At 64.9% G+C, this 13,509-nt stretch carries 9 protein-coding genes; 7 read left to right on the top strand and 2 right to left on the bottom strand.

The features are described from left to right. The first annotated feature begins 49 nt into the window (after positions 1 to 49). From otsB to LRA87_RS03965, 3 genes are read left to right on the top strand one after another with little or no spacing between them, the layout of a single operon-like run. The gene (gene otsB, locus LRA87_RS03975; RefSeq protein WP_230629456.1) at positions 50 to 796 is read left to right on the top strand and encodes a trehalose-phosphatase; all 747 of its coding nucleotides are present in this window, start codon (positions 50 to 52) and stop codon (positions 794 to 796) included. Next, the gene (locus tag LRA87_RS03970) at positions 793 to 2,604 is read left to right on the top strand and encodes a glycoside hydrolase family 15 protein (RefSeq protein ID WP_230629455.1); all 1,812 of its coding nucleotides are present in this window, start codon (positions 793 to 795) and stop codon (positions 2,602 to 2,604) included. Before otsB ends, LRA87_RS03970 begins: the two co-directional genes overlap by 4 nt. Next, positions 2,586 to 4,010: an alpha,alpha-trehalose-phosphate synthase (UDP-forming) gene (locus LRA87_RS03965; RefSeq protein WP_230629454.1), complete on the top strand. Its 1,425-nt coding sequence runs from the start codon at positions 2,586 to 2,588 to the stop codon at positions 4,008 to 4,010. The genes LRA87_RS03970 and LRA87_RS03965 overlap by 19 nt, the downstream gene beginning before the upstream one ends. Here the strand turns inward: LRA87_RS03965 and LRA87_RS03960 are convergent. Next, on the bottom strand, positions 3,946 to 5,052 hold the full coding sequence (locus tag LRA87_RS03960; RefSeq protein ID WP_230629453.1) for a mechanosensitive ion channel family protein: 1,107 nt from the start codon (positions 5,050 to 5,052) through the stop codon (positions 3,946 to 3,948). The two genes, LRA87_RS03965 and LRA87_RS03960, sit on opposite strands and share 65 nt — an antisense overlap. 428 nt (positions 5,053 to 5,480) lie before the next feature. On the opposite strand from LRA87_RS03960, the gene LRA87_RS03955 reads away from it, so the two are divergent. Further along, the gene (locus LRA87_RS03955) at positions 5,481 to 8,501 is read left to right on the top strand and encodes a TonB-dependent receptor domain-containing protein (RefSeq protein ID WP_230629452.1); all 3,021 of its coding nucleotides are present in this window, start codon (positions 5,481 to 5,483) and stop codon (positions 8,499 to 8,501) included. Between the two features lie 59 nt (positions 8,502 to 8,560). Here LRA87_RS03955 and LRA87_RS03950 read toward each other — a convergent pair whose 3' ends face one another. Then, positions 8,561 to 9,724, bottom strand: coding sequence for an alpha-hydroxy-acid oxidizing protein (locus tag LRA87_RS03950; protein WP_230629451.1), 1,164 nt, complete (start codon positions 9,722 to 9,724; stop codon positions 8,561 to 8,563). Between the two features lie 76 nt (positions 9,725 to 9,800). On the opposite strand from LRA87_RS03950, the gene LRA87_RS03945 reads away from it, so the two are divergent. From LRA87_RS03945 to LRA87_RS03935, 3 genes are all read left to right on the top strand, one after another. Beyond that, a complete protein-coding gene (locus LRA87_RS03945; RefSeq protein ID WP_230629450.1) occupies positions 9,801 to 10,703 on the top strand; it encodes an ATP-grasp domain-containing protein in 903 nt (300 codons plus the stop codon). Beyond that, on the top strand, positions 10,703 to 11,719 hold the full coding sequence (locus LRA87_RS03940) for an LLM class flavin-dependent oxidoreductase (protein ID WP_230629449.1): 1,017 nt from the start codon (positions 10,703 to 10,705) through the stop codon (positions 11,717 to 11,719). The genes LRA87_RS03945 and LRA87_RS03940 overlap by 1 nt, the downstream gene beginning before the upstream one ends. An 84-nt stretch (positions 11,720 to 11,803) precedes the next feature. Beyond that, on the top strand, positions 11,804 to 13,441 hold the full coding sequence (locus LRA87_RS03935) for an inorganic phosphate transporter (protein WP_230629448.1): 1,638 nt from the start codon (positions 11,804 to 11,806) through the stop codon (positions 13,439 to 13,441). Positions 13,442 to 13,509 lie beyond the last annotated feature (68 nt).

Here is a 13,509-nt window from a genome sequence, read left to right as displayed (position 1 = left end):
GGACGTCACCCGCTTGACCCTCCCCGCCCGATCCCCGACACGGCGCTGCGTGACGCACCTCCCTCCGCCCCCTGCCGATCTGCTCCGCGATGCGGCGCTGTTCCTCGATTTCGACGGCACGCTCGTCGAGTTGCAGGGCCATCCCGACGCCGTCGCGGTCGACACCCGCCTCGCCGCCCTCATCGATCGTCTGGGCGACGCGCTCGACGGTCGCGTCGCGATCATCTCCGGGCGGCCGGTCGCCGGCATCCGCGCGCTGTTCGGCAATCCTCATTTCGCGATCTCGGGCAGCCACGGACTGGAAGTCGCATGGCCCGATGGCCGGCATGCCCGCGCGGAACGTCCCGCTGCCCTCGACCGTATAGTCGACCAGATGCATACCTTCGCAACCGCAACAAACGGGGTGCTGGTCGAGGAAAAGCCGCTCGGAGCCGCGCTTCACTACCGCGCCGTCCCGACCGCCGAGGCCGCCGCCCGCGATCTCGCCGCGACCCTTGCCGCTGATGCCGGCCTGCATCTGCAGACCGGCAAGATGATGATCGAGGTTCGCGTTCCCGGTGCGGACAAGGGCACCGCGCTCCGCGCCCTGATGCAGGCGCCGCTATTCGCGGGTCGCACCCCCGTGTTCCTCGGCGACGACGATACCGACGAACCGGCGATGGTCGCCGCCCGCGACCTAGGCGGTGCCGGCATCCTGATCGGCGCCCCCCGCGATACCGCCGCCGCCTGGCGCCTCGATGATGTCGCCACCACCCTCACGTGGCTCGAAACCGCAACCGAAAGCCTGACCGCATGACCGCAGAGTCGACCAGCACGCCCTCCAGCACCAGCGTCGACCTGTGGCCGATCGGCAATTGCCAGGTCAGTGCGCTGATCGACCGGGCGGGCCGCTTCGTCTGGGCCTGCGTGCCGCGCGTCGATGGCGATCCCCTGTTCTCCGCTCTCGTCGGCGGTGCCGAACCGGACAGCGGTTATTGGGGGGTCGAGATCGAAAACTCGGTCAGCGTCGAACAACATTACATCCGCAACACCCCGATCCTGGTCAGCACGCACACCGACAGCGCCGGCAATGCGCTTGAGGTGATCGATTTCTGCCCGCGCTTCGTTCGCTCGGGTCGCACCTATCGCCCGGTCGCATTCGCCCGCATCGTCCGGCCGCTACGGGGCAGCCCGCGCGTCACGATGCAGTTGCGCACCACCTGCGGCTGGGGCGGCACCTGCCGCGAACAGATCGGTGGATCGAACCATCTGCGCATCCTGCTCGACGCGATGCAGCTTCGCCTGACGACCACCGCGCCGATCGGGATGGTGCAGGAAGAGCGCACCTTCCGCCTCGAACGCCCGCTGCACTTCTTCCTGGGGCCGGACGAAAGCTTCAGCGGCGACCTCGCCGACACGCTCGACGCCATGCTCGCCCAGACGATCACCGAATGGCAGGAATGGGTGCGCGGCCTCGCCATCCCGCTGGAATGGCAGGACGTCGTCATTCGTTCGGCGATCACGCTGAAGCTGTGCCAGCATGAGGAGACCGGCGCGATCGTCGCCGCGCTCACCACCTCGATCCCCGAACATGCCGGATCGGAGCGCAACTGGGATTATCGCTACTGCTGGGTCCGCGACGCCTATTACACCGTGCAGGCGCTCAACCGCCTCGGCGCGCTCGACGTGCTGGAGGGCTATCTCGGCTACCTCCGCAACATCGTCGACAGCGCGGCCGGCGGTCACATCCAGCCGCTCTACGGCGTGCTCGGCGAAGCGACGCTGGAAGAGCGGTTCGCCCCTGCCCTTGCCGGTTATCGCGGCATGGGACCGGTGCGCGTCGGCAATCAGGCCTACGAGCAGATCCAGCACGACGCCTATGGCCAGATCGTGCTGTGCAGCGTCCACGCCTTCTTCGATCAGCGCCTGTTCCGCCAGTCCGGGATCGAGGATTTCCAGAGCCTCGAACACGTCGGTGAGCGTGCGTGGAAATATCACGATCAGCCGGACGCCGGCCTGTGGGAATTGCGTACGCGTCAGAGCGTCCACACCTATTCGTCGGCGATGTGCTGGGCAGCGTGCGACCGCCTTGCCAACGCCGCGCACGTCCTCGGTCTGCCCGATCGCCGCGACTTCTGGCAGGACCGCGCCGACAAGATCCGCAAGGAGATCGAGGTCAATGCGTGGCGCCCCGAAACCAACCGCATGTCGGCGACCTTCTCCGGCGACGACCTCGACGCCAGCCTGATCCAGCTGCTCGACCTGCGCTTCTTCGAACCCGGCGATCCGCGTTTCATCGGCACGCTGGAGGCGGTGGAGAAGGGCCTGCGCCGCGGCAGCCATATGCTCCGCTACGATACCGAAGACGACTTCGGCCTGCCGGAGACTGCGTTCAACGTCTGCACCTTCTGGCTGATCGAGGCACTGCACTTCACCGGGCGAGAGGCGGATGCCCGTGCCCTGTTCGACGAGATGCTGGCACGTCGTACCGCAGCGGGCCTTCTTTCTGAAGACATTGATCCAACATCAGGAGAACTCTGGGGAAATTATCCCCAGACCTATTCGTTGGTGGGCATGATCAACTGTGCCGCCCTGTTGTCCAAACCATGGAGTTCGATCCGCTGAGCCGTCTGATCATCATATCCAATCGCGTATCTGCCCCGTCGGGCTCCAAGTCCGGCGCACAGGGCGGGCTCGCCGTCGCGCTCGCTTCCGCATTGCGCGAGTACAAGGGCATGTGGTTCGGCTGGTCGGGCGAGCAGACTGATGAATATACCGGCCAGATCACCTTCCAGCGCAGCGAAGGCGTCACCACCGCAACGGTCGATCTCGAAGAGCAGGATATCGACGAATATTACAACGGCTACGCCAACCGGACGCTCTGGCCGCTGTTCCACTATCGCGTCGATCTAGCGGAATATGAACGCGAATTCGCCGGCGGTTATCAGCGCGTCAACGAACGCTTCGCCGACACCGTCCAGCCGTTGATCGAGGAAGACGACTCGGTCTGGATTCAGGACTACCACCTGTTCCCGCTCGGTGAGGAATTGCGCAAGCGGGGTGCGAGCAACCGCCTTGGTTTCTTCCTCCACATCCCGTGGCCGCCGCGCCGCCTGCTCGCGATCCTGCCCGAGGCGCAGGCGCTGGTGCGCAGCCTGTTCGCCTACGACGTCATCGGCTTCCATACCGACGAATGGCTCCAGTCGTTCTGCGATTATGCGATGCACGAACTCGGCGCGCATATGGAGGATGGCGACCTCGTCCTCGACGACCGCCGGGTAAAGGTGATGGCCTGCCCGATCGGCATCGACGCCAGGGAATTCGCCGACCTCGCCACCAGCACGCGCGGTCGCCTGTCGTTCCGCCAGATGCGCGACGCCGCGGTCGGCCGCGACATGATCGTCGGTGTCGACCGGCTCGATTATTCCAAGGGCCTCGAAGAGCGATTCCTCGGCTACGAACGCTTCCTCGTCGAGCATCCCGAAGAGCGGAAGGAGGTCACCCTCCTCCAGATCGCCCCGCCCAGTCGCGCCACCGTCGGCAGTTACCAGAAGATCCGCAGCAACCTTGAAGGGCTCGCGGGCCGGATCAACGGCGCTTACGCCGATATCGACTGGGTGCCGATCCGCTACGTCAACCAGGGCTATCCGCGCGACGTGCTCGCCGGCATCTACCGCGCCGCCAAGATCGGCCTCGTCACTCCCTTGCGCGACGGCATGAACCTCGTCGCGAAGGAATATGTCGCCGCACAGAACCCGGAAGACCCCGGCGTCCTGATCCTGTCGCGCTTCGCGGGTGCCGCCTGCCAACTGACGGATGCGGTGCTCATCAACCCCTATTCCGCCGAGGAAATGTCCGACGCGATCATGCTCGCCCTGCGCATGCCGCGCGAGGAGCGGATCGAACGCTGGCAGAAGATGATGGACATCATCACCCGCGAAGACATCGGCTGGTGGCGCAAGACCTTCACGGATGCGTTGATGGAAACCCCGTTGGAGATGGAGCCGCAGGAGCAGCCGGAGCACGCATGAACCGCTCGCGGGGCAACGCCTCCGGCATCTCGTCGCGAATGAAGGCATAGATCGCCTCGCGCACGTCGCACCGCAGGTCGAACGCGGTCGATGCGTCCTTCGCAGTCATCAGCCCGCGTAGTTCCATCGTCCCACCAGGCTTCGAATCGGTCACCTGAAGGTTGAAGAAACGCTGATCCCACCGGGGGTTGGCGCGCACCACCTCCTCCAGTTTCGCCCGTATCCGCGGCACGTCGGCGGCGGGATCGAGATACCAGAACACCGATCCCAGCAGCGCGCTCGTCTCGCGCGTCCAGTTCTGAAAGCTGTTCTCCAGAAACTTCGACACCGGCACCACCAGCCGCCGGTCGTCCCAGATCCGGACCACGACATAGGTCAGCCGGATATCCTCGATCCGCCCCCATTCACTGTCGATGATGACGACATCGTCGATCCGGATCGGCTCGGTAAAGGCCATCTGGATGCCGGCGATGACGTTCTTCAGCGCGGGTTGCGCGGCGGCACCGATCGCCAGACCGGCGACACCCGCCGACGCCGCCAGCGTGACGCCGATCGTCCGGACACTGGGAATGCTCATCAGCATCATCATGACGGTCAGCATCACCAGCACGAACACGCCGATCCGGTGCAGGATGCTGATCCGCGTCCGCCGCCGCCGTGCCCGCAAATTATCGACGGCGGTGATGTCGAACCGCACTTCGCTGATATCGCGGTAGACCGTCAGCGCTGCGAGCAGCATCCAGCCGAACACCGCCGGCGTCAGCAACCCCAGCACCCGCTGCCAGATGTTCTCCCAATAGCGTGGCAGGTCCAGCCCCGGCCCTGATGCGGCGAGCGCGATGACGATCACCAGCCAGAACGAAGGCCGCCCGAGACGGTCGATCAATATGTCGTCGGTCTTGGTGGTCGTCCGCTTCGCCAGCCCTCGCAACGCCGCCAATACGATACGATGCAGCACCGCGAGCACCAGCACGAACACCGCGACTCCGGCGAGCCGCTGCGCCCACCCGGGCAGGTCGATCTCCAGATATGGAATATGCATCCGGGCTACACGCGCGACGGCGGCGAAAGGCTCCCATCAGAACTGAGAAATTGCTGCAGCCGCGAACCAAAAATGCCGACGCACGATTGTGTTACGTCAGTGTGCCTACCATGTAGCAAAATTAGGCCCATCGCCGCGGTTGGATCAAAATGCATCCCGCGGCTTATTGCTGACAAACAAGCTCCTGCGAGACCTTTCAGAATCATGAACGAGCGACCTGTGTTCGTCTCAATGTAACGATTTTCGACGGTGCAGTGGGGGTGACCTAATACCCTCTCCTGCACCTGTAACGCAAACGCAACACCGGAAGGAAATCTGCCACAAACCGGATACTTCGCCCTCGTCTGCGCGATTTTCCGCAGCTACCCGGCCTGCTCTTCGGGACAGGTTTGCTGCCATTCTGAGGCTTTAGTGACAGGACGATGATCATGACCCTCGCGTACCGCCGGCAGTTGCTGGCAACTTCCCTCTTCGTCGGCGCCGCGATGCTCGCTACGCCTGCCATGGCGCAGGATGCTGCTCCCCCGACCACGCAGGATACTCCGGCCCAGACCACCAACGACCAGGCTGCCGGCCAGTCCGCGACCGGCGTGACGCCAGCCGGCGACGGCGCAACTGCGATCGGTCAGGACACACCGGGCGGCGCGGATATCGTCGTCACCGGCTCACGCATCGCCTCGCCGGCCGCTGCATCGGCCTCGCCGTTGCAGGTGATCGGTGCAGAGCAGATCCAGCAGCAGGGCGCGATCAACGTCCAGGAAGTGCTGTTGCAGAACCCGGCGTTCGGTTCGCCCGGTATCAGCCGCACCAACTCCAGCTTCGCGACGCAGGGCGCCGGTGCCGCTACGGTCAACCTGCGCAATCTCGGCGAGGATCGCACGCTTGTTCTCGTCAATGGTCGCCGGTTCGTCTCGGGGCAACCCGGCAGCCAGGCCGTCGACCTCAACGTCATCCCGACCCAGTTCCTCGAGCGCGTCGATGTCCTCACCGGCGGTGCGTCGGCGGTCTACGGTTCCGATGCCGTCGCCGGCGTGGTGAACTTCATCTACAAGACGAAGTTCGACGGCCTGCAGATGGATGGCCAGATCGGCATCTCCGAACGCGGCGATGGCTTCGATCGTCAGGTCAACCTGCTCGCCGGCAAGAACTTTGCTGATGGCCGCGGCAACATCATGCTGTTCGGCGGCTATTCCAAGGAAGGGACGATCTTCAAGAAGGATCGCTCGACCGAGGCGGGTTCCAGTGCCGTCGATTCGAGCAGCCTCGCCTTCTCGTCAGGCCGTGACGAAGACCTGTTCACCCCGCAGACCCTGCTGTCTGGCTTCACGCCCGGCGGCCGCATCTATGCCGGCGACCAGACCTTCAGCTACAATAGTGGCTCGCTGGTCAATTGCACGGGCGTGAGCTGCGGCGGCTTTAACCGCTCTGACTTCCGCTATCTCGCCGTCCCGGTCGAGCGTTACGTCGCCGCGGGCCGCGCCAACTTCGAAGTGTCGGATGCCGCCAACCTTTGGCTCGAGGGCAATTATGCCAAGACCAAGGTCAACACGGTCATCGAGGCATTCCCCCTCAGTTCCGATCTGGTCGCGATTGCGTCGGGCGGACAGGTGCCGATCCAGTCCGTCGTCGGCGGTGTCACCTATCGCAATCCGTTCGTGCCGGATGCGATCTTCAATGCCGCGACCGATACCAATGGCGATGGCCTGCGCGACGTCTACTTCGATCGCCGCCTCGCCGATTTCGGTCCCCGCACGCAGTCGGCCAGTCGCGACCTGTTCCGCATCGCGGGCGGCGTGAACGGCAAGTTCCTCGAGGATCGCTTCAGCTACGAGGTTTACGGCATCTACGGCGAGACCAAGGAAGACCAGCGCGGCAGCGGCCAGTTCAACAGCGCCAATTTCGTTCAGGCGCTGAATTCCTATCGCGATCCGGCCACCGGTCAGATCGTCTGCGCCGATCCGGCCGCTCGTGCCGCCGGCTGCATTCCTGCCAACATCTATGGCATCGGTACGCTCGCCAACACCGCGGCCTATCTCGCCGCGCCGACGACGCTCGACACGAAGGTTACGCAGACCGTTGCCGGCGCCAACGTCACCGGCAAGCTGTTCTCGCTGTTCGGGGCCGATCCGATCGGCGTCAACGTCGGCACGGAATATCGCCGTGAGACCAGCTCGAACGTGTTCGATCTGCTCACCCAGCAGGGACTGAACGGCAACAATGCGCTGCCGTCCACCGCGGGCAAGTTCGATCTGTGGGAAGGGTTCGGCGAGGCGATCGTCCCGATCATCCAGGACAAGCCGTTCTTCCGCTCGCTCAGCCTGCGTGGCGCGGTGCGCGTGTCCGACTATTCGACGGTCGGCACGACGTTCAGCTATAACTATGGCGGCGAATGGGCTCCGGTCGAGGACATCCGCTTCCGCGTCATCAAGGCCCGCTCGGTCCGCGCGCCGAACATCAACGAGCTGTTCCAGGCCCCGCAACAGGATTTCCCGTCGGGCTTGCAGGACCCCTGTCTGGGCGTCACCGCGACCAGCACCGGCACCGTCTCGACCAATTGTCGTGCCGCCGCCGGGGTAGCCGCCAACATCGCCGCCAACGGCCGGTTCACCGCAAACCAGGCGGATCTTCAGGGCATCACCAGCTTCGCTGGCGGCAACCCCGCCTTGCAGGAGGAGAAGGGCGATTCGTTCACCGCGGGCGTCGTGATCAATCCGCGCTCGATCCGCGGTCTGCGCAACCTCGTCGTCACGGTCGACTACTTCAACATCCGCATCAAGGATGCGATCGTGTCGACCCCGCTGCAGTTCATCCTGAACCAGTGCTACGCCAACTCGATCCAGTCCTATTGCGACCTGATCACGCGGCGTGCGACGGTCGTCGGCCCGAACAGCGCCGGTTCGCTGGACGAGGTGAATTCGGGTCCGTCGAACAGCGGCGGCGTCAAGACGTCGGGTATCGATACCACGGTGACCTGGCGTCAGAACCTGGCCGATTGGGGTCTGGGCGGTACGCTGGGCCTGCGCGGTTCGTACACGCACCTGATCAGTGGCTATTCGGTGCCGCTGCCCGATTCCGACCGCGACTATTTCGCGGGCGAGATCGGCGCGCCGCGTGACAAGTTCACGATCAACGGTTCGTACGACATGGCGGGCGTCGGCCTGACCATGACCGGTACGTGGCTCAGCCAGTCGAGCCTCGACGACCAGCTCGTCGGCGCACGGCCGGGCAGCAATCCGCTGTACCGTGTCCGTCCGCAATTCTACCTCGACTCGCAAATCCGCTTCCGCACCGCCGACAATTTCGAATTCTATATCGGCGGCGACAATCTGCTCGACAACAAGCCGCCGTACCTCGCCGACATCGGCGCATCGGCAGGTCAGGATACCGATGCCGGCACCTATGACGCGCTCGGCCGTCGCTACTATGCCGGCGTTCGCATCGGTCTCTGATCCGATTACGACCCGAACGACCGGGGGGAGCGACCGAAAGGCCGCTCCCCCTTTTCGTCTCACACGCGCGTGATCCCCGCCTCGCGCACCGCGGCCAGTGTGGGCCAGCCGTTCACCGCCATCAGCAGGTCCGCCTCCGCCAGCAGGCAGCGCAGCACATGCGATGCGCCCTCTGCCCCGCCGATCGCCAGTCCATAGGAATATGGGCGACCGATCCCGACCGCATCCGCGCCCAGCGCGATCGCCTTCACCACATCGGTTCCCGATCGCACACCGCTGTCGAACAACACCGGCACTCGGCCCGCCACCGCCGAGACCACGGCCGGCAGCATGTCGATCGCCGCGATGCCGCCATTCGCCTGCCGTCCGCCATGGTTCGAGCAATAGATCCCATCCGCCCCCAGATCGACCGCATGCCGTGCATCCTCGGGGTGGCAGATGCCCTTCAACACTACTGGCAGCGACGTGATCGACTTGAGCCAGGCAAGATCGTGCCATCCCAGCACCTTGCCGAACAGCCGCGCCCACAGCCCGACTGCTTCCGCCATATTCTGCGAGATATCCTTACCAAGCCTTTGTTGAAACACGGGATCGCTGAAGTAATTGCTCAGTACGTGGCCACGCAGCTGGGGAAAGTTCGCAACGTTCAGGTCGCGTGGCCGCCACCCCGTCACCCACGTATCCAGCGTCACCACCAGCGCCTTCGCCCCCGCGGCCTCGGCACGTCGGACGAGGCTTTCGGCCAGTTCCTGGTCCTTGGGCGTGTACAGCTGGAAGAACGACGGCACCGCCCCCGCCGCCGCGATCACGTCCTCGACCGGATCGTTGGCCAGCGTCGATACGCACAGCGGCACCCCCGTCGCTGCGGCCGCCCTCGCCGCGGCCAGATCGCCATGCCCGTCCTGCGTGCACAGGCCCGTCACTCCGATCGGCGCCATGAACAAGGGCGTCGGCAGCGTGCATCCGAACAGCGTGATCGACAGGTCGCGCGCGGTACAATCCACCATCATTCTGGGCGTCATACCCCAATGGCCGAATGCTTCGGCATTGCGTTGCTGCGTCAGTTCGTCCCCGCACCCGCCCTGCACATAGCCCAGCACGCCCGGCGCCATCGCCGCCGACGCGCGTGCCTCCAGCCCGGCGAAGTCGACCGGCCAGCGCGGCATCACGCCTTGCAAGCCCGCGCCGTAGATCAGGTTCTGGTAATCGCCGTACTGCGCCACGCCGCCTCTCCTTTTCCGGTTGCAAGCCAAGCTACACTTCCCCCGGCGCCCGTCGATCCGCTAAGTTCCTCCTGACATGACCGATCTTGCCATCCTCTACGAACATCCGGCGTGGCTCGCGCCGCTGTTCGCCGCCCTCGACCGCCGCGGCATCGCCTATTCTGCGCTGAAGCCGGATGGTAACTGGAACCCTGCCGATACGGCCTTGCCCGCGCCGCTGGTCTTCAACCGCATCGCGATGTCGAGTTTCCTGCGCAGCGACGAACATCCCATCTTTCACGCCGCCGCCCTGCTCGATCACTGGCGCCGGGCAGGCGCCTCGATCGTCAACGGTCCCGATGTGCTCGCTATTGATTCGTCCAAGGCGCGTCAGCTCTCGCTCATCGCGAGCCTGGGCCTCGCGATTCCGGCCACACGTGTCGTTCATCGCGCAGTCGACGTAGAGGCCGCCGCGAACAGCATCGGCTTTCCCCTCGTCGTGAAGGCGAACATCGGCGGTTCCGGTGCAGGCATCGTGCGCTTCGACAGCGCCTCGGACTTGCGCGCCGCGATCGCCGACGGAGGCCTGCCGACCAGCATCGACGGCGTTTTGCTGGTGCAGGACTACGTCCCCGCCCGCGCCGGTACGATCACCCGCATCGAGACGCTCAACCGCAACTTCCTCTACGCGATCGACGTCGCCGGCGGTGGTGCGTTCGATCTTTGCCCCGCCGACGCCTGCGTCGTGCCGGGCAGCGGCATCGCGATGACCGCCGTCACCCCCGCGCCGGAGATGATCAAGGGTGCGGAACGGATAGCCCGCGCGGTCGACCTCGACGTCGGCGGGGTCGAGGTCATGGTCGACGACCGTGATGGCGTCGCCCGTTTCTATGATATCAATGCCTTGTCCAACTTCGTTGCCAACCCACAGGAGGTTCTGGGTTACGATCCCCATGATAACCTAGTCGATTATCTCGTCACCCGCATGAAGGACGCCTGATGCGTTACGGTTATTGGATGCCTGTCTTCGGCGGCTGGCTGCGCAATGTCCCCGACGAGGGGATGGAGGCGACCTGGGAATATTCCAGACGGCTGACCCGGAACGCCGAACGCTGGGGCTATGACCTCAGCCTGATAGCGGAGCTGAACCTCAACGACATCAAGGGCGTGGAACAACCCGCGCTCGATGCATGGTCGACCGCCGCCGCCCTTGCCGCGGTGACCGACACCATCGAATTAATGGTCGCCGTTCGCCCGAACTTCCATCATCCCGCCCTCTTCGCCAAGGCTGCTGCGAATATCGACCGCATCTCGAACGGTCGCCTCGCGCTCAACGTCGTCTCCTCCTGGTGGGCCGATGAGGCGAAGCAATATGGCCTGCAATTCGACCAGCACGACGACCGCTACGCCCGTACCGAGGAATGGCTCAGCGTCGTCGACGGCCTGTGGACGCAGGAGCGCTTTACCTTCGAAGGCGCATATTACCGAACGCAGGACGCGATCTGCGCTCCCAAGCCGGTGAAACCGCCCACCATCTACGCCGGCGGCGAGAGCGAAAAGGCGAAGACGATGATCGCCGCGCGATGCGATGCCTATGTCATGCACGGCGATCCGGTCGCGGCGATCGCCCCGAAGATCGCCGACATGGCCGCGCGCCGCGAAGCCGCAGGCGGTGCGCCGATGCACTATGGCATGGCCGCCTATGCCATCGTCCGGGATAGCGAGGCGGAGGCGAAGCGCGAACTCGACCGCATCACGCAGATCAGCGATCTGCCGGCAGGATACGCGAATTTCGACCAGTGGCTGTCCGGAACGCAGCTTGAGCGCGAACTGAAGATCCAGGAATATTCCGTCTCCAACCGTGGCTTGCGCCCCAATCTTGTCGGCACGCCCGAACAGCTGAAGGAACGGATCGCCGAATATGAAGCGGCCGGTCTCGATCTGCTTCTGCTCCAGATGAGTCCGCAGGAAGAGGAAATGGAACGCTTCGCCGCGCAGGTGATGGGAACGGTGTAAGCCGCCGCTTCGCCACTACGCCCAACCCATGATAACATCCGTCCTGTCACGAACCCGTCACATTGCGGGTCCACCGGCGGTGTCATGGCTACCATGGTCCACGCAGCACCTTCTTCCACGGCGGCGCGCGGTCCCCGCCTCGATGGCCACCTGCATCCGGCGGGGCGCTGGATATTCCTCGCGGTCCTGATCGGTGCGCTCGGCTATGCCGGGGCCAGCATCATCGCCGACACGGCAGAGGTCGGCGAAACGCTGGCCACCGGCGTATTCATGTTCCTGGGGCTGGCGCTGCTGATCGCGCTCGGGTTCGAATTCGTCAACGGCTTCCACGACACCGCCAATGCCGTTGCCACTGTCATCTACACGCATGCCATGCCCGCGCCGCTCGCGGTCGTCTGGTCTGGTTTCTTCAATTTCCTCGGCGTGCTTTTCTCATCGGGCGCCGTCGCCTATTCAATCATCACGCTGTTGCCGGTCGAACTGATCCTGCATATCGGGTCCGCGGGCGGGTTCGCGATGATCTTCGCGCTGTTGCTGGCGGCCGTGCTGTGGAACCTCGCCACCTGGTACGTCGGCCTGCCCAACTCTTCCAGCCATGCGCTGATCGGCTCGATCCTCGGCGTCGGCCTCGCCAACCAGCTGCTGTCGAACACCGGCGGCACCTCCGGCGTCGACTGGCATCAGGCGGAAAAGGTCTTGTCGGCGCTGATGGTCAGCCCGCTGATCGGCTTCGGCGGAGCGCTCCTGCTGCTGCTCGTGATGAAGCGCTTCCTGCGCGACCCCAAGCTCTATCGTGCGCCCGACGTCGGTGCGCCGCCGCCGAAAGGCATCCGTGCCACGCTGATCCTTACCTGCACCGCGGTCAGCTTCGCGCACGGCAGCAACGACGGGCAGAAGGGCATGGGTCTCATCATGCTCATCCTGATCGGCTGCGCCCCCACCGCCTACGCCCTCAACCGCACGGTGCCGGAGAGCGCGACACCCGCCTTCGTCCAGCAGGCGCGCGCCGCGCAAGCCATCTTCGCACGTCAGCCGGGGCCCGAGCCCACCTCGATCGACGCCGCCCGTGCGACCGTGACGCAGGGTCTGGCCAATCGCCTTATCGACACCCCTGCCGTGTACGGGGCGTTGTCGTCCCTGTCGCGGGACGTCGGCGACCGACTCGAAAGCTACGGTTCGCTCGGCAAGGTTCCCGCCGCCGCCACGCCGAACTTGCGCGGCGACATGTATCTCGTCCTCGATGCCAGCAAGATGGTCGTCGCCAGCGAGGGCGCCAAGGGCCGCTTTACGGCACAGGAGATCGAGGGGATCAAAGGGTACGGCAACGCGCTGGAACAGGGCACCCGCTATATCCCGCTGTGGGTCAAGGTCACCGTCGCGATCGCGCTCGGCCTCGGCACGATGGTCGGCTGGCGGCGCATCGTCGTCACCGTCGGCGAGCGGATCGGCAAGACGCATCTGACCTATGGCATGGGCATGGCGGCGGAACTGATGACCGCCGCGACGATCCTGCTCGCCGAACGCTTCGCGATGCCGGTCTCGACCACGCACATCCTGTCCTCGGGCGTCGCGGGCGCGTCGGTCGCCAACGGCGCGGGACTGCAATGGCGCACGATCCGCAACATGGCGCTCGCCTGGGTCATGACACTGCCGGCCGCGATGCTGCTGGCGGGAACGTTGTACTGGCTCCTGCTGACGGTACTGCGCACGACGATGGGTTGAGGCGCCCGACCAGCGCTCATCGACCGCCACACATCCGTAACGCTGCCGTGACCGGGCCGTAACATCGC

Origin of the sequence: Sphingomonas sp. Leaf37 (genome assembly GCF_920939475.1) — a bacterium.
Classification (GTDB): domain Bacteria; phylum Pseudomonadota; class Alphaproteobacteria; order Sphingomonadales; family Sphingomonadaceae; genus Sphingomonas.
Note: the sequence above shows the minus strand (reverse complement) of the source record. Positions and strands in the feature narration are given on the sequence as shown.

Bases quoted from the DNA above. Each gene is read 5' to 3' on its own strand.
- LRA87_RS03970 (WP_230629455.1), top strand. From the start codon at position 793: ATGACCGCAGAGTCGACCAGCACGCCCTCCAGCACCAGCGTCGACCTG.
- LRA87_RS03965 (WP_230629454.1), top strand. From the start codon at position 2,586: ATGGAGTTCGATCCGCTGAGCCGTCTGATCATCATATCCAATCGCGTA.
- LRA87_RS03960 (WP_230629453.1), bottom strand. From the start codon at position 5,052: ATGCATATTCCATATCTGGAGATCGACCTGCCCGGGTGGGCGCAGCGG.
- LRA87_RS03935 (WP_230629448.1), top strand. From the start codon at position 11,804: ATGGCTACCATGGTCCACGCAGCACCTTCTTCCACGGCGGCGCGCGGT.
- LRA87_RS03940 (WP_230629449.1), top strand. From the start codon at position 10,703: ATGCGTTACGGTTATTGGATGCCTGTCTTCGGCGGCTGGCTGCGCAAT.
- LRA87_RS03945 (WP_230629450.1), top strand. From the start codon at position 9,801: ATGACCGATCTTGCCATCCTCTACGAACATCCGGCGTGGCTCGCGCCG.
- LRA87_RS03955 (WP_230629452.1), top strand. From the start codon at position 5,481: ATGACCCTCGCGTACCGCCGGCAGTTGCTGGCAACTTCCCTCTTCGTC.